Source organism: Specibacter sp. NPDC057265, assembly GCF_042668835.1.
GTDB lineage: Bacteria > Actinomycetota > Actinomycetes > Actinomycetales > Micrococcaceae > Specibacter.
Window position 1 is genome coordinate 72305 of record NZ_JBHUYE010000005.1, and the last position, 19303, is coordinate 91607.

General features: G+C 62.6%; 21 protein-coding genes. 17 read left to right on the plus strand and 4 right to left on the minus strand.

Annotation, left to right across the window (positions count from 1 at the left end):
* Nucleotides 1–78 precede the first annotated feature (78 nt).
* The 11 genes from ACFUCV_RS05490 to ACFUCV_RS05540 all read left to right on the plus strand — a co-directional run bounded on the left by ACFUCV_RS05490 (nucleotide 79) and on the right by ACFUCV_RS05540 (nucleotide 8354).
* Nucleotides 79–495, plus strand: coding sequence for a hypothetical protein (locus tag ACFUCV_RS05490; RefSeq protein ID WP_380812997.1), 417 nt, complete (start codon nucleotides 79–81; stop codon nucleotides 493–495).
* Nucleotides 496–750, plus strand: coding sequence for a hypothetical protein (locus ACFUCV_RS05495; RefSeq protein WP_380813000.1), 255 nt, complete (start codon nucleotides 496–498; stop codon nucleotides 748–750).
* Nucleotides 751–862: 112 nt separating this feature from the next.
* Complete coding sequence (atpB, locus tag ACFUCV_RS05500) at nucleotides 863–1654, plus strand: F0F1 ATP synthase subunit A (protein WP_380813003.1); 792 nt, start codon at nucleotides 863–865, stop codon at nucleotides 1652–1654.
* A gap of 86 nt (nucleotides 1655–1740) precedes the next feature.
* Complete coding sequence (locus ACFUCV_RS05505; RefSeq protein ID WP_380813006.1) at nucleotides 1741–1956, plus strand: F0F1 ATP synthase subunit C; 216 nt, start codon at nucleotides 1741–1743, stop codon at nucleotides 1954–1956.
* A 75-nt stretch (nucleotides 1957–2031) separates the two neighbouring features.
* Entirely contained in the window at nucleotides 2032–2586 is a 555-nt protein-coding gene (locus ACFUCV_RS05510; RefSeq protein WP_380813009.1) for a F0F1 ATP synthase subunit B, read from the plus strand.
* A complete protein-coding gene (locus ACFUCV_RS05515; protein WP_380813012.1) occupies nucleotides 2586–3401 on the plus strand; it encodes a F0F1 ATP synthase subunit delta in 816 nt (271 codons plus the stop codon). The genes ACFUCV_RS05510 and ACFUCV_RS05515 overlap by 1 nt, the downstream gene beginning before the upstream one ends.
* 106 nt (nucleotides 3402–3507) lie before the next feature.
* Entirely contained in the window at nucleotides 3508–5145 is a 1638-nt protein-coding gene (gene atpA / locus ACFUCV_RS05520) for a F0F1 ATP synthase subunit alpha (protein WP_380813015.1), read from the plus strand.
* A gap of 70 nt (nucleotides 5146–5215) precedes the next feature.
* Nucleotides 5216–6109, plus strand: a complete 894-nt coding sequence (locus tag ACFUCV_RS05525; RefSeq protein WP_380813018.1) for a F0F1 ATP synthase subunit gamma — start codon at nucleotides 5216–5218, stop codon at nucleotides 6107–6109.
* Nucleotides 6110–6161: 52 nt separating this feature from the next.
* Nucleotides 6162–7619 carry a F0F1 ATP synthase subunit beta gene (gene atpD, locus ACFUCV_RS05530; RefSeq protein ID WP_380813020.1) on the plus strand — a complete coding sequence of 486 codons (1458 nt, stop codon included), beginning with the start codon at nucleotides 6162–6164 and terminating at the stop codon, nucleotides 7617–7619.
* 2 nt (nucleotides 7620–7621) lie between these two features.
* A complete protein-coding gene (locus ACFUCV_RS05535; protein ID WP_380813023.1) occupies nucleotides 7622–7912 on the plus strand; it encodes a F0F1 ATP synthase subunit epsilon in 291 nt (96 codons plus the stop codon).
* A 10-nt stretch (nucleotides 7913–7922) separates the two neighbouring features.
* Nucleotides 7923–8354, plus strand: a complete 432-nt coding sequence (locus ACFUCV_RS05540) for a DUF2550 domain-containing protein (protein ID WP_380813026.1) — start codon at nucleotides 7923–7925, stop codon at nucleotides 8352–8354.
* Between the two features lie 82 nt (nucleotides 8355–8436).
* Here the strand turns inward: ACFUCV_RS05540 and ACFUCV_RS05545 are convergent, their stop codons facing one another.
* The 3 genes from ACFUCV_RS05545 to nucS all read right to left on the minus strand — a co-directional run bounded on the left by ACFUCV_RS05545 (nucleotide 8437) and on the right by nucS (nucleotide 10767).
* Nucleotides 8437–8640 carry a cold-shock protein gene (locus tag ACFUCV_RS05545; protein WP_380813029.1) on the minus strand — a complete coding sequence of 68 codons (204 nt, stop codon included), beginning with the start codon at nucleotides 8638–8640 and terminating at the stop codon, nucleotides 8437–8439.
* Between the two features lie 127 nt (nucleotides 8641–8767).
* The gene (locus ACFUCV_RS05550) at nucleotides 8768–10012 is read right to left on the minus strand and encodes an N-acetylglucosamine-6-phosphate deacetylase (RefSeq protein ID WP_380813032.1); all 1245 of its coding nucleotides are present in this window, start codon (nucleotides 10010–10012) and stop codon (nucleotides 8768–8770) included.
* A gap of 59 nt (nucleotides 10013–10071) precedes the next feature.
* Nucleotides 10072–10767 (minus strand): endonuclease NucS, encoded by a 696-nt coding sequence (gene nucS / locus ACFUCV_RS05555; RefSeq protein ID WP_380813036.1) that lies wholly within the window; start codon nucleotides 10765–10767, stop codon nucleotides 10072–10074.
* Nucleotides 10768–10828: 61 nt separating this feature from the next.
* Between nucS and ACFUCV_RS05560 the strand changes: the two genes are divergently transcribed.
* Both ACFUCV_RS05560 and ACFUCV_RS05565 read left to right on the plus strand, forming a co-directional pair.
* Complete coding sequence (locus tag ACFUCV_RS05560; protein WP_380813039.1) at nucleotides 10829–11158, plus strand: ATP/GTP-binding protein; 330 nt, start codon at nucleotides 10829–10831, stop codon at nucleotides 11156–11158.
* Nucleotides 11159–11168: 10 nt separating this feature from the next.
* On the plus strand, nucleotides 11169–11966 hold the full coding sequence (locus ACFUCV_RS05565) for an alpha/beta hydrolase (protein ID WP_380813041.1): 798 nt from the start codon (nucleotides 11169–11171) through the stop codon (nucleotides 11964–11966).
* On the opposite strand, the gene ACFUCV_RS05570 is transcribed toward ACFUCV_RS05565, so the two are convergent.
* The gene (locus ACFUCV_RS05570; protein ID WP_380813044.1) at nucleotides 11963–13381 is read right to left on the minus strand and encodes an AI-2E family transporter; all 1419 of its coding nucleotides are present in this window, start codon (nucleotides 13379–13381) and stop codon (nucleotides 11963–11965) included. The two genes, ACFUCV_RS05565 and ACFUCV_RS05570, sit on opposite strands and share 4 nt — an antisense overlap.
* Before the next feature lie 205 nt (nucleotides 13382–13586).
* On the opposite strand from ACFUCV_RS05570, the gene ACFUCV_RS05575 reads away from it, so the two are divergent.
* The 4 genes from ACFUCV_RS05575 (at nucleotide 13587) to ACFUCV_RS05590 (ending at nucleotide 19239) form a co-directional block, all read left to right on the plus strand.
* Nucleotides 13587–15752, plus strand: a complete 2166-nt coding sequence (locus ACFUCV_RS05575) for a hypothetical protein (RefSeq protein WP_380813047.1) — start codon at nucleotides 13587–13589, stop codon at nucleotides 15750–15752.
* Between the two features lie 86 nt (nucleotides 15753–15838).
* Entirely contained in the window at nucleotides 15839–16783 is a 945-nt protein-coding gene (locus ACFUCV_RS05580; RefSeq protein WP_380813054.1) for a co-chaperone YbbN, read from the plus strand.
* 102 nt (nucleotides 16784–16885) lie between these two features.
* Nucleotides 16886–17671: an ABC transporter ATP-binding protein gene (locus ACFUCV_RS05585; RefSeq protein ID WP_380813057.1), complete on the plus strand. Its 786-nt coding sequence runs from the start codon at nucleotides 16886–16888 to the stop codon at nucleotides 17669–17671.
* On the plus strand, nucleotides 17653–19239 hold the full coding sequence (locus ACFUCV_RS05590) for a transporter (protein ID WP_380813060.1): 1587 nt from the start codon (nucleotides 17653–17655) through the stop codon (nucleotides 19237–19239). The genes ACFUCV_RS05585 and ACFUCV_RS05590 overlap by 19 nt, the downstream gene beginning before the upstream one ends.
* Nucleotides 19240–19303: the final 64 nt, after the last annotated feature.

The following is a 19303-nucleotide window of genomic DNA, read 5'->3' on the forward strand; positions in this document are numbered from 1 at the left end:
CCGCGGGCTCTGTCGGTTTCCGGCCCCACACCCAGTCCCAGTGCAAATATTTTGTGCAGGTGTCTGCTGGTTGACGGCTTGGCCCTTCTCGTGATGGCTTTGCTGGCCGGAATCTTCAGTGACCTTCACGGCGTGCTCAGCGTGGTGCTGGGAACCGTGCTCGTCATGGTGTTCTTTGGATTGAGCCTGCTGGCTGCGCATTTGTTTGGCGGACGCCGGCCACAGGCGCTGATCAGCATCTTTTTCATGAGCTACTTTGTCAAGGTGCTGGGCTTCGCCGCGGTGTTGTTTGCCGTGGGAACGCCCGACTGGCTTGACAAGCCCTGGTTCCTGGGATCAGCGGTGGCGGCAGTGCTGTTCTGGCAGGGCGTTGAGGTGTGGACCTTCAGTCAACAGCGCTTCCTGCGCTTTGATGAGCCCGCCACTGCCCAGCGGCCCCGCCCGGGGGCCGGCACGGGGGAACCCGGAGTCAATGATGATGCAAGGAGTGCTTAAATGACGGCCAAAAAAGCCGCCCATGACGGCCCCGACCACCCCGTGGTGCCACCCAAGTCCCAGTCCGGAAAGCTGGACTACACCTACATTATTGGCGGAATCCTGCTCTGGGGTTTGATAGGGTGGGGACTGGAATTTATGTTGCAGACTGGCTGGATTCTGTTCGCTGCACTGCCTCTCGGGGCGCTGTGTGGATATTACCTGGCCCGGCATCATCAACGGCATGGTCGCCCTGATGATGAGAGGCAGCAATGATAGCCACCATCAGACTATTTTCCGGTGGGACCCATCCTGCGATGCTCCACCACACTTGCCCCTTGACCGAAACTGCAGAGAGGACAGCGCGTTGACCGCGTTTGCGCTTCCGATGGCCTCGAATGACGGTGGCTACGTTCCACCGACAATTAGTGACACCCACCTCCCCGACATCTTCCCCTGGATGGCCGAGTACGGCACCGGGCTTGGCAAACAGATGATCATGGTCATCTTGTCGGTGGTGCTGATCACTGTGTTCTTTAAAGTAGCGATCCGAAATCCAAAGCTGGTTCCGGGCCGTGTCCAATTCTTCGCTGAAGGCTTTTACGGCTTTGCGCGCAACACAATTGGCCGCGACATCATGGGTGAGAAGAACTTCCGCCCCTGGGTGCCGCTCCTGTTCTCAGTGTTCCTGTTTGTGCTGCTGAACAACATCTTCGGTGCCATTCCGGTGCTGCAGCTGCCGTCCTTCTCCCACGCAGGCAGTGCCTACGCCATTGCCTTGATCATCTACTTCACGTGGATTGGGGTGGGCGTGCAGAAGCACGGCCTTCGCTACTTCAAGCTGGCAGTGGTTCCCTCCGGTGTCCCGGGCTGGATCCTGCCGCTGCTGGTGCCGTTGGAAATCATCTCCAACTTCATTGTCCGGCCCCTGACGCACTCCCTGCGTTTGATGGCGACCATGCTTGCCGGCCACATGATTGTGGCGCTGGCAGGCAGCGGTGCCGAGCACTTGATAGTTGTCCAGGACAGCATCCTGCTCAACGCCACCGGTGTGGCAGTGATCATTGGCTCCATTGCCATGTACTTCCTGGAACTGCTGATCATGGTGCTTCAGGCATTCGTGTTCGCACTCCTGACCGCGATCTACATCCAGGGCAGCCTGGAAGCAGACGCGCACTAACTTTTCCCCAGATTTACCCCAGCTTTCCCCCAAAGGAATCACCTCACAACCTGCCGGCACAACGCCGGTATCTTGAAAGGAACGAAATGGAACTCCACGGCTCGCTCAACATGATTGGCTACGGCCTGGCCACAATCGGCTCGGCAATTGGTGTGGGCATGATCTTTGCCGCATACATCAACGGTGTGGCCCGCCAGCCGGAAGCACAGCGCATCCTGCAGCCCATCGCCCTGCTTGGCTTCGCCCTTGCAGAAGCTCTGGCCATTCTTGCTCTGGTCTTCGCCTTCGTCGTTGGCGTCTAGTTCAGGGATTTCCCGTCCCGGCCTACGGGGCTTGAATTTTTCCTGGACAACTATCAGATTAAGGATTAGTGAGAAATGATTACCGCAGAAGTAATCCTCGCTGCCAGTGAGGGTGCAAACCCGCTTGTTCCCAACATCTGGGAAATACTGGTCACCGCTGTGGCCTTCGCTGTCCTGCTCTTTGTAGTGAAGAAATTCATTGCACCGGCGTTCGAAAAGAACTACACGGACCGTGTGGAAGCAATCGAAGGCGGGCTCGAGAAGGCGGAAGAGGCGCAGCTTGAAGCCAATGCCCTCCTGGAGCAGTACAAGGCACAGCTGATGGATGCCCGCACGGAAGCGAACACCATCCGTGAAACCGCCCGTGCCGAAGGCGCCCAGATTCTGGCCGAGCTCAAGGCGAAGGCTGCAGAGGAATCTGCACGCATCACCGCCCAGGCACAGCTGCAAATTGAATCCGAGCGTGTTGCCGCAGTGAACTCCCTCCGCAGCGAGGTTGGCACACTGGCAACGTCGCTGGCAGGCAAGATCGTTGGCGAAGCACTTGAGGACGACGCGCGTTCAAACCGCGTTGTGGAGCGCTTCCTGGCCGATCTGGAACAGCAGACGAACGCGGGTGCATCGAAGTAATGGCAGGTGTATCGAGCAAGTCATTGGCAGCGGCCCTGGAGTCGTTGGAACCCCAACTCGCCCTTGCGACCACCGCACTGGCACAGGATCTCTTTGGGATCCTGGAGCTCTTGGACAGCAACGCCGGCCTGCGCCGGGCATTGACCGATCCCACCCGTGCGGGTGCGGACAAGGCAGTCCTGGCCACCAAGCTGGTTTCGGGAAAGGTCAGCGCCACGGCGCAGACCGTTTTCCTGGATCTGGTTGACGCACGATGGAGCTCTGCCCGTGACCTGGGCGATGCACTGGAAGTTTTGGCAGCAACATCGGCTATTGCCGTTGCTGAAGGTCAAGGTGGCGGTCCTGCCAACCTGGACAAGCTGGAAGAGGAACTCTTCGGCTTCATCCGTGTTGTTGAGTCCAGTCATGAACTGCAGCGCGCTTTTGATGACGCGCAGGCCACGGATGCAGCCAAGGCCACTCTGGCCCGGCAGCTTGCACCCGGTGCCGGCGATGTCGCTGCGCTGTTGATCCGCCAGGCCGTGACAGCCCCCCGCGGGCTCAAGCCCACGGCCCTGGTGCAACGTTTCGTGGAATTGGTTGCCAAGCGCCAGCAGCGGTGGATTGCCTACGTCAGTGTCACCCGTGAGCTGACGACTGAGCAGCTGCGCCGCCTGCAGGCCGGTTTGAACAACCTCTATGGTCGCGAATTGAAGATCAATGTCACCATCGACCCGACATTGGTCGGCGGAATCAAGGTTGTCGTGGGAGCTGAGGTTGTTGACGCAACGGCAGCAACCCGCGTTGCCGAACTTCGCCGCCGCTTGGCAGTGTAGAAACACCTGGTTTCTAAACCCGCCAGTTTCACAACAGACTGAATTAAACACTTAGGCAGCCGGCATTTTTGCCGGCCGCCACAACTTAGGAGAGCAGGGACTGCAGATGGCCGACTTGACCATCAATGCCGACGACGTCCGGAATGCCTTGAATGAGTTCGCAGCGTCCTATGAACCGGGCAACGCAGAGCGCGTCGAGGTTGGCCGCGTCACCACGGCAAGTGACGGCATTGCCAAGGTGGAGGGTCTTCCCTCCGTCATGGCCAACGAGCTTCTTCGTTTCGAAGACGGCACACTGGGCCTGGCCCAGAACTTGGATACCCGCGAGATCGGCGTGGTCGTCCTGGGCGACTTCAACGGCATCGCCGAAGGACAGCAGGTCCACCGCACCGGGGAGATCCTCTCCGTGCCGGTTGGCGACAACTTCCTGGGCCGCGTGGTTGACCCTCTGGGTCAGCCCATTGACGACCTGGGCGAGATTGAAACCACTGAGCGCCGTGCCCTGGAGCTGCAGGCACCGGGCGTCACCGAGCGCAAGTCGGTTCACGAACCGCTGCAGACCGGCATGAAGGCCATTGACGCCATGATCCCGATCGGCCGTGGCCAGCGTCAGCTGATCATTGGCGACCGCCAGACCGGCAAGACGGCCCTGGCCGTTGACGCCATCATCAACCAGAAGGCCAACTGGGCCACAAACGATGTCACCAAGCAGGTCCGCTGCGTGTACGTCGCAATTGGCCAGAAGGCGTCCACCATTGCCGCCGTCCGCCAGACCCTGGCTGATCAGGGCGCCCTGGAATACACCACCATTGTGGCTTCCCCGGCGTCCGACCCGGCCGGTTTCAAGTACTTGGCACCGTACGCCGGCTCCGCCATTGGGCAGCACTGGATGTACAGCGGCAAGCACGTTTTGATCGTGTTTGACGACCTGTCCAAGCAGGCTGAAGCCTACCGCGCCGTTTCCCTGTTGCTGCGCCGCCCGCCGGGCCGCGAGGCATACCCGGGCGACGTCTTCTACCTGCACTCCCGCCTGCTGGAGCGTTGTGCGAAGCTCTCCGACGAGCTGGGCGCAGGTTCAATGACCGGCCTGCCGATCATTGAGACCAAGGCCAATGACGTCTCGGCGTACATCCCCACAAACGTCATTTCCATCACCGACGGCCAGATCTTCCTGCAGTCCGATCTGTTCAACGCCAACCAGCGTCCGGCAGTGGATGTGGGCGTCTCCGTTTCCCGTGTTGGTGGTGCAGCCCAGGTCAAGGCCATGAAGAAGGTTGCCGGCACCTTGAAGCTGGAACTGGCCCAGTACCGCGACATGCAGGCATTCGCCATGTTTGCCTCCGACCTGGATGCTGCCACCAAGCAGCAGCTGACCCGTGGCGCGCGTTTGATGGAACTGCTCAAGCAGGGACAGTACGCGCCGTTCCCGGTGGAAAACCAGGTCGTGTCCATCTGGATGGGCACCAACGGCTACCTGGACAACGTCCCGGTCGAGGATGTGCTGCGCTTTGAAAGCGAATTCCTCGAGCACCTGCGTCACAAGACGTCGGTTCTGACCACGTTGGCTGAAACCAACCTGCTGGAACCGTCCACCGTGGATGCGCTCAAGTCCAACATTGATGACTTCAAAAAGGGCTTCTTCGCCGCCGGAAACGACCAGCTGGTCGGTGCCGGGCATGAAGAATTCGCAGCCCTTGCCGCTGAAGATGTCGACCAGGAAAAGATCGTCAAGCAGAAACGCTGACACCATTTTTTGTACGGGCTGCCGGTCCATCAGGGCCGGCAGCCCGCACGGGAATTAGGAAAGGACAAACATGGGAGCCCAGATACGGGTTTACCGCCAGAAGATCTCATCGACCACGTCGATGCAAAAGATCTTCAAGGCGATGGAACTTATCGCCGCGTCCCGCATTGGCAAGGCACGTGTTCGTGTCACGGCATCGCTGCCGTATGCCAATGCGATCACCCGTGCCGTTTCTGCCGTTGCGTCCCAGTCCGAGGTCGATCATCCACTGACCACCGAGCCCGCACAGATCCGTCGGGCCGCGGTATTGGTAATGACTTCAGACCGTGGTCTTGCCGGATCCTACTCCGCCAGTGTGTTAAAACAGGCGGAGCACCTTATTGAACTGCTGCACGGAGAAGGCAAGGACGTCTCAACCTATTTGGTTGGCCGCAAGGCACAGGCGTACTTCGACTTCCGTGGCCGCGAGTACGCCAAGGTTTGGACCGGCGGAACAGACGCCCCGAAATTTGAAACTGCACGTGAACTGCGCGAGGTCCTGATGCAGGACTTCGCCACCGACTTCGAGGAGGGCGGCGTGGATGAAATCCACGTTGTCTACACCGCGTTCAAGTCAATGGTTGTTCAGGAGCCCACGGTAATTCGCTTGCTGCCTCTTGAAGTGGTTGAGGAGGAAGTTGAGTCCTCCGCCGACCTTTTGCCGCTGTACGAGTTTGAACCGCGGGCCGAAGACGTCCTGGACGCACTGCTGCCACGGTACATTGAGTCACGGATCTTTGCGGCACTGCTGCAGGCCGCAGCGTCCGAGCTCGCGGCACGTCAGCGCGCCATGAAGACCGCAGGTGACAATGCCAGCGAACTGATCAAGAAGTACACGCGTCTTCGTAACAACGCCCGTCAGGCCGAGATTACGCAGGAGCTCTCCGAGATTGTTGCGGGCGCCGATGCGCTCAACGCGTCTTAGCAGCCGACATTCATACTTATTCAATGCCATCTACACAAGTGAAGTGAGAGAGATGACTGCCCAACTTAACGAGCAGGGAACCGCTGCGAAGGCCGGTGCCACAGGCCGCATTGCGCGCGTCATCGGCCCCGTTGTCGACGTCGAATTCCCGGCCGACGGCATTCCCGCCATTTACAATGCACTCACCACCGAGATCAACCTCGGCGGCGTGTCCAAGACCATCACCTTTGAAACCAGCCAGCACCTGGGAGACGGCCTCATCCGCGCCATCTCCCTGCAGGCCACCGACGGGCTTGTCCGCGGCACCGCCGTGCTGGACACCGGCAACCCCATCACCGTGCCCGTGGGCGACGGCGTCAAGGGCCACATCTTCAACGTCCTGGGCGAGCCCCTGGATGTTGCAGCCTCGGAGCTGACCATTTCCGAGCGCTGGCCCATCCACCGCAAGCCGCCGGCATTTGCCACCCTCGAGGGCTCCACGGAGATGCTCGAGACGGGCATCAAGTCCATTGACCTGCTGACCCCCTACATCAAGGGTGGAAAGATTGGCCTCTTTGGTGGTGCAGGTGTGGGCAAGACGGTGCTGATCCAGGAAATGATCACCCGTGTGGCCCGCAACTTCGGCGGTACCTCGGTCTTTGCCGGCGTGGGCGAGCGCACCCGTGAGGGCAATGACCTCTGGGTTGAAATGGAGGAAGCAGGCGTTCTCAAGGACACCGCGCTGGTCTTCGGGCAGATGGATGAGCCGCCGGGAACGCGTCTGCGCGTTGCCCTGTCGGCCCTGACCATGGCCGAGTACTTCCGCGATGTGCAGAACCAGGACGTGTTGCTCTTCATTGACAACATCTTCCGCTTCACGCAGGCCGGTTCGGAAGTCTCCACGCTGCTGGGCCGCATGCCCTCCGCCGTGGGTTACCAGCCCAACCTTGCCGATGAGATGGGTCTGCTCCAGGAGCGCATCACCTCGACCAAGGGCCACTCGATCACGTCCATGCAGGCCGTTTACGTGCCCGCTGATGACTACACCGACCCGGCCCCGGCCGCGACGTTCGCACACTTGGACGCCACGACCGAGCTTTCGCGTGAAATCGCTTCACGTGGCCTGTACCCGGCCATTGATCCGCTGACCTCCACCTCACGCATCCTGGACCCCCAGTATGTGGGCCAGGCACACTACGACACGGCTGTGCGCGTGAAGCAGATCCTGCAGAAGAACAAGGAACTCCAGGACATCATTGCCATCCTCGGCATCGATGAACTGGGCGAAGAGGACAAGATCGTTGTCTCGCGCGCACGCCGCATCCAGCAGTTCCTCTCGCAGAACACCTACACGGCCAAGCAGTTCACCGGCGTCGAAGGTTCCACAGTGGCCATTGCCGACACCATTGAAGGCTTCACTGCCATCTGTGACGGCGACGTCGACCACATTGCCGAGCAGGCCTTCTTCAACGTTGGCGGCATGGACGATGTTGAGCGCCAGTGGGCTGCGATCCAGGAATCGACCAAGTAAGCATGGCTAACCTCGAAGTTGAAATCGTAGCGGCGGACCACTTTGTGTGGTCCGGTGCGGCGACCCTGGTCAAGGGTTTCACCAGCGAAGGCGAGATTGGAATTCTTTCCGGTCACAGCCCGCTGCTCGCGGTTTTGGCGCCGGGCTTGCTGGAAATTGCTCCTGTTGACGGGTCCCGTTTTCTGGTGGAAGTCGATGGCGGGTTCTTCTCGGTCGATAACGACCGGGTGGTCATTGTTGCCGACAATGCGCAGTTGAAGGACAGCGCGCCGTCTGGCTCAGGGATTCGCTGACAAAACGCTGATGGACGAACTGAGCCCTTTGTTCATCGCGCTGGCCGTAATTTTTGGGCTGGCTGTAGCAGCACTGTGCCTCTCCGGGGTGCGCCGCATGACTTTGCGGCGCACCCTTGGCACGATCGACGCCTCCATGCGCACCTCGGGAAACCGCTGGTCCATGGGGGTTTGTCGTTACCAGGAATCCCAGTTGGAATGGATGCGGCTGTTTTCGCTCAGTCCCTTCCCGTCCCGGGCCATGAAGCGCAATGAAATGCAATTGCTGGGCCGGCGGGAACCCACAGCTGCTGAACTGACCCGCGTGCCCCCCGGCACTGTCATTGTGATGGTGTCGCACCGGGGCCATGAAGTGTTGCTGGCCATGAAGTTTGGCGCCTATGCCGGCTTGTCCTCCTGGTTGGAGGCCGGACCGCACACGGGTGTTGGCACGTGGCGCTAGCTGCCTGCGGGCATGGGCAAGGTGCATGAACAAGGGGACCCGGCGGATATCCGCCGGGTCCCCTTGTTTGCCTTCGGGTGCCTTAGAGGGCCGTCACGCCGGTGGCCTGGGGCCCCTTGCTGCCCTGGCCGATTTCAAATTCCACCCGCGCGTTCTCATCCAGGGTCTTGAAACCATTGCCGTGAATTTCCGAATAATGGACAAAGACGTCGTTGTGTCCTTCGTCGGGGGTAATGAAGCCGAAGCCCTTTTCAGCGTTGAACCACTTGACGGTTCCCTGTGCCATGTGCATTTCTCCTTGTAATGAAAGGTCTGCCGTCCGTAACGTCCAGCATTTTTTCAGCATGGCATGAGTCACAGGCAAGGGCAACGAAACCCTGCAATGAGTCGCCTTTATGAACCGGCTTCAGCGGCTAGTCCAGCCACTGGCCGGCGCGCATGACGCGTTGCAGGCCCAAATCGGCGTCGACCAGCAGCACGTCAGCACGCAGCCCCCGGCGCAGCGAGCCCACCTCGTCCGTGAGGCCGAGCACGCCCGCCGGCACCGTGGTGGCTGCCGTGAGGGCGTCGCTGAAGGGCACACCGGCGGCGGTGGTGCGGCGCAGCACATCCAGCAGCGTGGCAGTGCCGCCGGCAATGGAGCCGGTGGCATCCAAGGTGGCCACGCCGTCGGTGACGGTCACGGCGGAGGGCCCCAGCATGTAGTGGCCATCGGCCAGCCCGGCAGCGGCCATGGAATCGGTGACCAAAATGATGTTGGCCGCCCCCACCAGTTCAAAAACCATCTTTACGGTCTCAAAATCCAAATGGGTGCCGTCGGCCACCAGCTCAACGGCGGCATTGCCGGTTTTCGCCACCCGCAGGCAGGCTGCGACGGGGCCGGGGGAGCGGTGGTGCATGGGCGGCATGCCGTTGAAAAGGTGGGTCACCGTGGGCCGGCCCGAGACGCCGTCGAAGCCGGTCGAGTCCAGCCCCTCCCGGGCCTGCGCCAAGGATTCGGCGGCAGTGGCGCTGTCACAGTCGGTGTGGCCCACCGAAGGGGTGATGTCGTGGCTGGTGAGCATGTCCACCAGCTCATCGGCGCCCGGCAGCTCGGGAGCGTAGCTCATGGTGGTGATGGCCCCGCCGCCGGCGGCAATGAGTTCGCCCAGCAGCTCCAGATCGGGCTCGAGCAGAAAGGCCGGGTTCTGGGCCCCGCAACGGGCGTGGGAGAGGAAGGGACCCTCCAAATGAATTCCGGCCAGCAGCCCCTCCGCGGTCATTTTGGCATACAGGCCAATGCCCCTGCGCAGCTCCTCGGGTGCGGCAGTGACCATGCTGGCCAGCAAGGTGGTGGTGCCGGCGCGGTGCAGGAAGTCCACGGCAGTGCGCGCCAGTTCCTCGTCCCCACTGGGAAAGTCCCCACCATTGCCGCCGTGGTTGTGCACGTCAATGAGTCCGGGCAGCATCATGTGTCCGGCGGGCACCGCAATGACCTGCCCGGCAGGCAGGTCTGCACCGTCAAAGCCGGGCTCGTCGAAGTGATCGGCACGGCCGGCATACACGATCCGGTCCCCGTCAATGGCGAGCAGTCCCCCTTCCACAATGCCGCTGTCGGTGACAACAGTGCCTTGCAGCAGGTACTTTGTGGCAATCGGCGCAGGCGTGAATTCAGTCATGGCTCAAGTCTAGCCAGCAACCGTGCCGGTGCCCTAGGTGTCGGCTGCTCTGCCGGAGGCTAGAACAGGCGTGCGGCGCTGTCGTCGACGCCGCGCATGGCGTCATAGTCCAGGGTTTTGCACTCAATGCCACGGTCGGTGGCAAGCGTGCGGGCCTGTGGCTTGATTTGCTGGGCGGCGAAAATGCCCCGCACCGGTGCCAGCAGGGGATCGCGGTTCAGCAGCTCCAAATAGCGGGTGAGCTGCTCCACGCCGTCAATGTCGCCGCGGCGCTTGAGCTCAATGGCCACGGTGGCCCCGGTGTGGTCGCGGGCCAAAATGTCCACGGGGCCAATGGCTGTGAAATATTCCCGCCTGATCAAGGTGAAGCCGGAGCCGAGCAGTTCAATTTGTTCAGCGAGCAGACGCTGGAGATCCGCCTCCACGCCGTCCTTGATCAAACCCGGATCGACGCCCAAATCGTGGCTTGACTCGTGGAGCTGCTCATAAATGTTAATGATCAGCCTGTCATCGGTCTTTGCCGACTGCACCACCCACTGCTCCGCCACCCCGACTTCGAGCTCGGCGTCGGCGGCGGCCACAGTGCGCAGCGTCGCAGGTGGACTCATCCAGTTCAGCGGTTTGTAGGAACCGCCGTCGGAGTGGACCAGAACTGAACCGTCGGCCTTGACCAGCAGCAGCCGCACGGCAAGGGGAAGATGGGCTTTGAGGCGTCCGACGTAATCGACGGAGCACTTGGCAATCACTAAACGCACGCCCTCCACTCTAATGCTTGTGCCGCGCGCGCGGGTGCGGCGGGTGCGGCACAATGGATGCATGCCCCGTTCCAACCGTCCCCGCCGCCGTGGCTCGCCCAGCAGGAGCACAGCCCAGGGCGCCCCGGACAAAATTGCCGGGGACCAGCTGCGGTTGGGGATTCCCCAGCGCGAAGCGGCGCCTGACGGCGTCTGGGCCGTGCGGACCATCACCGCGGCCAATGCCCAAAAGACCTATACCTGCCCCGGGTGCCACCGCAGCGTGGCTCCGGGCGTGGCGCATCTGGTGGTGTGGCAGGAGGATGCCCTCTTTGGTGCCGAGGCCGGACTGCGGGACCGGCGGCACTGGCACACTAATTGTTGGCGTGGCCGCAGTTACCGTTACCGGTAAGGTGGAAACCATGGTTTTTGATCCCGCAGCCCTGGAATTTTCCGACGCCGGCACCCCCGTCCCGATCAGGGCCGCCACCATTTTGCCGGCCCTGCGGGAGAACATTGAATTCACCACCGCTGACGGCTTGACCCTGGTGGGGGAGCTGGCGCTGCCGGCTGCCGGCCCCGTCCGGGCCACCCTGATCACCCTGCACCCCTTGCCCACCCATGGCGGGTTCATGGATTCGCACGTGTATAAGAAGGCTTCGTACCGGCTGCCTGCGCTGGCCGGCATTGCCGTGCTGCGTTTCAACACCCGGGGCACCAGCTCTCCCCGCGGCACCAGCGGCGGCGCCTTTGACGAAGGCGTTGCCGAAGCCCTTGATGTGGCAGCGGCAGTGCAGTTCGCCCTCGACCGGGGATTGCCCCATCGCTGGCTTGTCGGTTGGTCCTTCGGCACCGAACTGGTGCTTAAATACGGTGCCGTGGAACCCGTGGCGCAGCACATTGCCGGAGCGGTGCTGCTGTCGCCGCCGCTGCACCGCGCAGGTGATGCCGATTTGGACGCTTGGGCGGCGTGCGGCAAACCGTTGACGGTGCTGGTGCCCGAACACGATGACTACCTGCAGCCGGAACAGGCGCGGGAGCGTTTTGCCAGGGTCCCGCAGGCGCAGCTGATTCCCGTTGCCGGGGCCAAGCACCTGTGGGTGGGGGAAAAATACGCGGCCCGGGCCCTGGATGAAACCGCATCCACCGTCCTGGGTGCCGCCACCGAGCTTCCCCGCCAGTGGCACGGACCCATGGCTGTGCAGCCTGCCGACGTTTAGTGCTTGTCCTGCCGGGCAATGAAGACTTCCTTCACCAGCAGCATCACGGCTGCGGCCGTGGGAATGGCAATAAGTGCACCGAGCACGCCCAGCAGGCTGCCGCCGGCGATGACTGATATGACGGCCACCGCCCCAGGTACTGCAACTGCCTTCTGCATGATGCGCGGCGAGATGAAATAGGCCTCAAACTGCAGGTAGGCAAAGTAGCAGATGGCATAAATGAGCGCCGTCTGCCAGCCGGCAGTCAAGCTCACGGCTATCACCACGACGGCGGCAATCACGCCGCCCACCAGGGGGATGAAGGCCAGCAGTGCCACGACAAAAGCCAGCAGCAGGGCAAAGGGAATGTCCAGGATGGTCATGAGAATGAAGGCGAAACTGGCGTTCAAAAATGCCACACACACCTGGCCAATGACGTAGTTGCCCACGCCCCGGGTGATTTGTTCGCTCAGTTCCTCCACCCGTGCCCGGCGCGAGCGCGGAGCCAACCGGAAACCCCAGCGTTTCATGGACGGCAGCGAGGCCAGGAAATACAGGCTCAACACCAGCACGATCAAGGTGCCAAACAACGCATTGGCAATGGTGGTGCCCACACCCACCACGCCACCAAAAATTCCGCCGACGGCCTGGGCGTCCTGGAAAAATTTGGCCACCTGGTCATTGATGGTGTCCAGGACGTGGTACTGCACATCGATTTGTTTGAAGAACTCGGAGTTCAGGAAGTCGCCAATCCATACCGGCGCCTTATTGACCAGCTGGGTGGTTTGTTCAATCATCGTGGGGATGAGGGTGGCAAAAAACAAGGCCACAATGCCCAGCAAGGCCAGCAGCACCACCACAATGCCCAGTGGCCGCGGCACCCGTTGCTTTTCCAGCCAGCGCACCACCGGATCCAGTCCCAGGGCAATGAACAAGGCTGTGACAATCCACAGCAGCAGGGATTCAGTGTTGGCGAGCATGTAGCTCAGAAACAGGGCAATGCCCACGCCCACGGTGCCCATGAAGCCAAAGTAGATGGGGTGGCGCAACAAACCACCGGAACGTGCTGCATCCATGGAGATGGAGCGGTCCGCGGAGAGGTCGTCCTCGGGCGGCACCGGCAGGTCAAAGCGGACCCGCGGTTGAGCGCCGGGGAGGGGCTGGCTGATGCGCTTGAGCACCCAGGAGCGCCACCCCTTGGGAACATGGGAGTGCGCTGCATTTTCCTGTGGGGCAGCAGTCCCGGACTCGACGGGGGCCGGGCCGGTGACAGGAAGGACGGCGAAGCCGCCGGGAGCGGCCTCGCCGGCACCTGCCTGCGGATCGACGGCGTCGTTCCCCGGATCCTCAGCGGCAGCGGTGGCGGACGCGCGCGCAGCAGGGGGTGCCGGGGTTCCGCTGGTGCCGGGGTCAAAATTGTCGGAGGACATGCTCACGTTGCTTGCCTTTGGATCGGGAGGGCAGGCCAATGGCCCTTCACTGGTCAATGGTGACTCGACAGTACCAGTGTGCTGCGCATGCGTCATTGCGGCAGTGGCGGTGCAGCGTGAGAATAATCAAAGGTGCATGACCTCTTGATAACGGTTCGGTTACCCTTGAAGTAACGACCACAGCAGTGTTCCGTCGATGTTAGGTAAGTTCTTGCGTTTAAAGATTGCAATTGTTTTGGCAGTACTGGGCTTGGTGGTGCTGGGCTTGGGAATTGGCCAACGCACCATCTGGCTGCCGCCGGCCACCCTGACGGCAGCTGTCCCGGCTGACCTGGCCCCGGCTCCGCTGACGGTTGTTGGCCCCGAGCTGCTCAAGACACGCGAGGGGCAATTTACCCTCACGGTTAAAAGCGAGGGGCCCATCCAGCTGGCAGTGGCACGTGAGCGCGACGTCAGCGCATGGGTGGGGGACGCCGCCCACACAAATGTTGGCGCCCCCGATGCCGAACATGCCTCATTGACCGCAGAGAGCGTTGCCGGGAGCGAAACCGTGCCCAATCCCAGCGGTTCGGACCTGTGGGTCAGCGAGGAAAAGGCCACTGGTGAAATGATCTACACCTGGCAGGAGCCGGGCCGTGGGGGCTGGGCGCTGCTGCTGTCCTCTGATGGAACGGCACCGGCCCCCACCGACATTTCAGTGACGGTGGACAACGAGGCCGGCACCCCCTGGGCCGTGCCGCTGATGGTGATTGGTTCGGCACTGCTGGCCCTTGCCGCGCTGCTGTTCCTGCTGGCACCGCGCAAACGTGAAGCCGTTGCGGCTCCCGGTGGGCGCCGTGCCGCCGGACGCGGACCTGGAGAGCCTGCCACGCAGGCCCTGGAAGTGGATAAAACGGCTCCGGGGCGAAACGACGGCAAGGCCGGTGCCACCCCTGCGGGAAGTGTGGACGCTGCCGCGCTGCCGCGTGAACTGAAGGGCAATGACCCCCACGGCGCCGGGGCCACCAGCGCTGACACGGCCCCGGCTGCCCAGGACGAAAGCGGCAAGACCGGCAGCATGGGCGCCGGTGCGGCCGCTGTGGCCGGCACGCCGAAGAACACAGCCACGCCGGAGAACGCAGCCACGCCGGAGGCGTCCGGCGGCTTGACCGGCAACGCCGGGAAGTCTGAGAAGTCCAACGGCAAGCCAGGCGGCAGCGACACCTCAGATGAGTCCGAGGAGTCAGACAAGTCAGACAAGTCCGACGGTGATGCCAGTGGACCCGGCGGGTCCGCCGGCGCCGATGCGCCCCAAAACGCAAAAACCCCGCGTGCTGCCAAGGACAAGACCACAGAAGATGGCAGCAACCCCATGACCAGGCTGCGTTGGGGCGCGGCCGTTCTGGCAGTGCTGCTGGCCGGCGGTGCCGGACCCGCCATCGCCGCCGACGAGACAAACAGCCCCAGTGCCCCGGCATCCAGCGAGGCCTCGGCTGCCCCGGAGGGCACCTCCGCCACCGCCACGGGTTTCCCGAACCTGCTGGACACGCAGGTTCAGCGCATTGCTGAATCCCTGGACACCGTGGTCGCCTCGGGGGACAACGCCAAAAACGCCAAGGAACTGGCTCCGCGGGTTGCCGGCATGGCCCTGTCCCTGCGTGCAGCCAATTACCAAATCAGCGCCAAGGTGGCCGATCACCCGGCCCCCGAGCCGGTCAATGCCGCTTCATTGCTGGCCAAGGCGGTCTCCACCACTGAAACGTGGCCACGGTCGGCCATGTTCGTCTCCAAGGGGGAAAGCAACGAACTTCCACAATTGCTGACCCTGGTGCAGGAAAGTGCGCGGGAGAACTACAAGCTCACCCAGGCCACACCCTTGTTGCCGGGCCAAACCTTCCCCAGTGTGGACCAGGAGGGCACCAGGGAGGTGCCACTTGACTCCGGTGAAGGACTGCTCATGAGCCCTGAAGCCGCCATTGGCGCACTCAGCGACCGCTTGAGCAAGCAGGACAGCAAGTTCAAGGATTCCTTCAAGGAAAGCGTCTACACCACCAGCGTCTTCGAGTTTGAAAAGCTGCTGCTGGAAAACGCCAAGGACGCCGATTACGTCTTCAGCCACAAGCCCGACCTCAAAACCGCGGTCTCCCTGCGCACTGCCGACGGCGGCGCCATCGTGGTGGTGGGCAACTCCTTCGGCACCGACGCCACGAGCAAGGAAGATGCCAACTTGACAGTGGGTGAGGATGCCGCGGTCTTCACCGGTGGCCGTGAAACCACCAAGGGATTCACCCTGAACTATGCCGAGCCCGTGGTCATGTTCGTCCCGCCAGCCGGCGGGGAAAAGCAAATCACCATCCTCTCGGCCAACCGTTCCCTGGTGGGGGCCACCTTTAAGTAGCTCCCCTGGACGAGGCTGCGAATCTGCCAATTTCACCCGCGGCGAGATCACGCCGAGCCGCTCATCAGCAAAGTTAGAGTGAAACCATGAGTCAAAACATGCCCCTGCCCCCCAACGCAGCCTCCGGACTGAACCTGCGTGGCGCCGTCGACCTTTCCGCCCTGAAGCAGCGCGCCACGGCGCCGGCGGGCACCCCCTCCGCCGGGTCGCCCTACGCAGTTGATGTCAATGAACAAAGTTTCCAGGAATTTGTCCAGCTTTCCCAGAAGGTGCCTGTGGTGGTGGCACTGGGATCGGGGCGCTCGCAGTTGTCCGTGCAGCTGACTGCCGTGCTGGAGCGGCTCATGAATGAAAATGAGGGCAATATTGCCCTGGGCCGGGTGGATGTGGACAGCAGCCCGCAAATTGCGCAGGCGTTTGGCGTCACCTCCATTCCCACCACCGTGGCACTGATCAATGGCCAACCGGTGCCCATGTTTGAGGGCGAGCTGGCCGAGGAGCAGATCCGCGCGCTTTTGGCGGAGCTGCTGAAGGTGGCCGCCGGCAATGGCGTGACGGGAAACCTCGGTGGCGCCGCAAACGCAGCGGCACAGCCGGAGGAGCCGCCGCTGCCGCCGCATCACCAGGCCGCGCTTGATGCCATTGATGCCGGCGATTTGGACGCCGCGGTGGCCAGCTATGAAAAGGCTCTGGCGGAGAAGCCCAATGACACCGATGCCAAGGTTGGCTTGGCACAGGTCCAGCTCATGCGCCGTGTGGCGGGCATCAATGTGACCCAGGCCGAACAGCTGCGCCAAAGCGCCGCGGATGATCAGGACAATCTGGACGACGCCCTTGCCGTGGCCGATCTGGATGTGACAGGCGGCCATGTGGAGGACGCGCTGGCCCGCCTGGTGAGCTACATTGCCACGCACTTTGGGCCCGAGCGTGAAAGCGCGCGGGTTCGTCTGCTGGAGCTTTTCGAGGTGGTGGGTGTCTCCGACCCCCGGGTCCAGGCAGCGCGGCAGGCCCTGGCCCGCGCATTGTTCTAGGCCCCGGCAGCCGGTCCGGCTTCCGGACTGCAGGGGACGCGGAGGCAAAAATCATCCTTCCGGATGGGTGGCGGCGCGGGCGCTGATTGTTAGTGTGTCTGCATGACTACTTCCGCTGCTGACGCTCCGGGCGTCCCGCCGGCCCTGTCCATCCGTGGGCTGAGCAAGCACTTTGGCACCAAGACGGCCGTCGCCGGCATTGACCTGGACGTGCCGGCCGGTTCCTTTTACGGCCTGGTCGGTCCCAATGGCGCCGGCAAGACCACGTCCTTGTCCATGGCCACGGGACTTTTGCGCCCCGATGCGGGCCAGGTGTGGGTCCACGGTGTGGATGTCTGGCGGAACCAGCTGCAGGCCAAGCGCCTGATGGGCTTGCTGCCCGACGGCGTGCGCCTCTTCGACCGTCTGACAGGCGAGCAGCTGGTCAGCTACGCGGGATTGTTGCGGGGCATGGACAAGGACACGGTAGCGGCCCGCGTCAAGGACCTGCTGCTGGCCCTTGACCTGGTGAAGGACGCCGGCACCCTGGTGGTGGATTACTCCGCAGGCATGACAAAAAAGATTGCTCTGGCCGCTGCATTGATCCATGCGCCCCGACTGCTGGTCCTGGATGAACCCTTTGAGTCGGTGGACCCCGTGTCCGCCGCCAACATTCGGGACATTTTGCATGATTACGTCGACTCCGGCGGAACCGTCATTGTCTCCAGCCACGTCATGGATTTGGTCCAGCGCATGTGTGACCATGTTGCCGTGATCTCCGGCGGGCGGGTTCTGGCCGCAGGGACCGTGGACGAAGTGCGGGGGGAGCAAAGCCTGGAGGACAGGTTCGTGGAACTTGTCGGTGGCCGGAACCAGACTGCGGGGTTGCAATGGTTGCGCACCTCCTAAGGCTAAAACTTGCGCTGCTGCGCAATTCACTTAAACGCAGCCCCTGGCAGCTGGTGGGATTGATTCTCGCTGCCCTGTACGGGCTGGGCGTGCTGGTGCTGCTTTTGTCCGCCCTGATCTTTGCCGGCAGTGTCGGTGACATTGGCGTTGTGGGCACCGCCGTGATCCTGGCCGGTTCGGTGTTGCTGGTGGGCTGGCTGGTGGTGCCGGTGCTGGCTTCCGGATTGGACATGACACTGGATCCGGCCCGCTTCACCACGTACTCCATTCCCATGAAGAGCCTTTTGACAGGTTTGGCCCTCTCAAGCTTTCTGGGGGTGCCCGGCGCCGTGACGCTCATTGCGGCAGTGGGTACCGCCGCGGCCTGGTGGCGCCATCCACTGGCGGCAGCGGCGGCGGTCATTTGTGGTGCGCTCGGAGCGCTGAGCTGCATTGTGGCCTCACGGGCCATCACGGCGGCCAGCACCAGTTTGGCCGCTTCCCGGCGCTTCAAGGATGTCAGCGGCATCATGGTGCTGATTCCGCTGATGTTCCTGGGGCCAATTATTGGCGCTTTGAGCTCGGGGTTGGAGAATTTTTCCGAGTTTCTGCCGCAGCTGGCGCGGACGCTGTCCTGGACACCCTTGGGCGCCGTGTGGGCGGTGCCGGCCAATGTTGCCGCAGGCGCGTGGGGCCCGGCGGCCTTGCAGTTCCTTATTGCCCTTGCCACCGTGGCCCTGCTGACGTGGGGTTGGCAGCTGTGCCTGTCCCGGGCCCTGGTCACACCCGCCTTTTCCGGCAGCGGAAAGCGCAAGCCCGGCAAGCTGGGCTTCTTTGCAGCCTTCCCGCAAACCCCCACGGGGGCCGTGGCGGCAAGGTGCCTAAGCTATTGGATCCGTGATCCGCGCTACAGCGCAGGCTTGATTGTGGCCCCGCTGCTGCCGCTGGTGATGGTCTTTGCCGGGGCACAGTCGGGCGGGCTGGACGCCGTCGGGCCCATCCTTGGCTATGGCGGTGCCTTGGCCACCTTCCTGATCGCCTGGAGCATCTCCGCTGACATCTCCTATGACAACACGGCCTTTGCCCTGCATTTGGCAACGGGTGTTTCAGGCACGGCGGACCGCACCGGCCGGGTCTGGGCAGCGGGCGTCCTGGCGCTGCCCATGGGTGTGTTGTTTGTGGTCATCGGCGGCCTGGTTTCGGGCCGCTGGGAGTCCGTGGGCGGGATGCTGGGACTGGTGTTCGCCGCAGCCGGAGCAGGACTGGGCCTGGCCAGCATCCTTTCCTCCCGCTTCACCATGAACGTTCCCCTGCCGGGGGAAAGCCCCATGAAGTCCAAACCCGGCAACAACTTTGCCACCGTCATGGTTCAAGTGGGCGGCTTTGCCGCAGCGGGCGCGCTGGTCATCCCCGCGGCCGTGTTGGCCATAGTGGGTGCCGTCACGGACAACCAGTTGTTTTCCTGGCTGGCCCTGCTGGTGGGACTGGTGCTCGGCGCCGTCTACACGGTGGTGGGCATCCGCCTCGGTGCCACGCAATACACCCGGCGGGCCCCGGAATTGTTGCAGGCCGTTTCTGTGGACCGCTGAGACTGGATAGGCTTGAGGCTGGAAATGCAGATTGCAGGCAACAGCGCCTACGCCACATCGCCGG

What these genes read in the sequence shown, in the direction of transcription:
- atpA (WP_380813015.1), top strand. Translation starts at nt 3,508, where the DNA reads ATGGCCGACTTGACCATCAATGCCGACGACGTCCGGAATGCCTTGAAT.
- ACFUCV_RS05510 (WP_380813009.1), top strand. Translation starts at nt 2,032, where the DNA reads ATGATTACCGCAGAAGTAATCCTCGCTGCCAGTGAGGGTGCAAACCCG.
- ACFUCV_RS05580 (WP_380813054.1), top strand. Translation starts at nt 15,839, where the DNA reads ATGAGTCAAAACATGCCCCTGCCCCCCAACGCAGCCTCCGGACTGAAC.
- ACFUCV_RS05540 (WP_380813026.1), top strand. Translation starts at nt 7,923, where the DNA reads ATGGACGAACTGAGCCCTTTGTTCATCGCGCTGGCCGTAATTTTTGGG.
- ACFUCV_RS05565 (WP_380813041.1), top strand. Translation starts at nt 11,169, where the DNA reads ATGGTTTTTGATCCCGCAGCCCTGGAATTTTCCGACGCCGGCACCCCC.
- ACFUCV_RS05495 (WP_380813000.1), top strand. Translation starts at nt 496, where the DNA reads ATGACGGCCAAAAAAGCCGCCCATGACGGCCCCGACCACCCCGTGGTG.
- ACFUCV_RS05560 (WP_380813039.1), top strand. Translation starts at nt 10,829, where the DNA reads ATGCCCCGTTCCAACCGTCCCCGCCGCCGTGGCTCGCCCAGCAGGAGC.
- ACFUCV_RS05550 (WP_380813032.1), bottom strand. Translation starts at nt 10,012, where the DNA reads ATGACTGAATTCACGCCTGCGCCGATTGCCACAAAGTACCTGCTGCAA.
- ACFUCV_RS05585 (WP_380813057.1), top strand. Translation starts at nt 16,886, where the DNA reads ATGACTACTTCCGCTGCTGACGCTCCGGGCGTCCCGCCGGCCCTGTCC.
- ACFUCV_RS05590 (WP_380813060.1), top strand. Translation starts at nt 17,653, where the DNA reads ATGGTTGCGCACCTCCTAAGGCTAAAACTTGCGCTGCTGCGCAATTCA.
- atpD (WP_380813020.1), top strand. Translation starts at nt 6,162, where the DNA reads ATGACTGCCCAACTTAACGAGCAGGGAACCGCTGCGAAGGCCGGTGCC.
- ACFUCV_RS05515 (WP_380813012.1), top strand. Translation starts at nt 2,586, where the DNA reads ATGGCAGGTGTATCGAGCAAGTCATTGGCAGCGGCCCTGGAGTCGTTG.
- ACFUCV_RS05505 (WP_380813006.1), top strand. Translation starts at nt 1,741, where the DNA reads ATGGAACTCCACGGCTCGCTCAACATGATTGGCTACGGCCTGGCCACA.
- ACFUCV_RS05525 (WP_380813018.1), top strand. Translation starts at nt 5,216, where the DNA reads ATGGGAGCCCAGATACGGGTTTACCGCCAGAAGATCTCATCGACCACG.
- ACFUCV_RS05535 (WP_380813023.1), top strand. Translation starts at nt 7,622, where the DNA reads ATGGCTAACCTCGAAGTTGAAATCGTAGCGGCGGACCACTTTGTGTGG.
- atpB (WP_380813003.1), top strand. Translation starts at nt 863, where the DNA reads ATGGCCTCGAATGACGGTGGCTACGTTCCACCGACAATTAGTGACACC.
- ACFUCV_RS05545 (WP_380813029.1), bottom strand. Translation starts at nt 8,640, where the DNA reads ATGGCACAGGGAACCGTCAAGTGGTTCAACGCTGAAAAGGGCTTCGGC.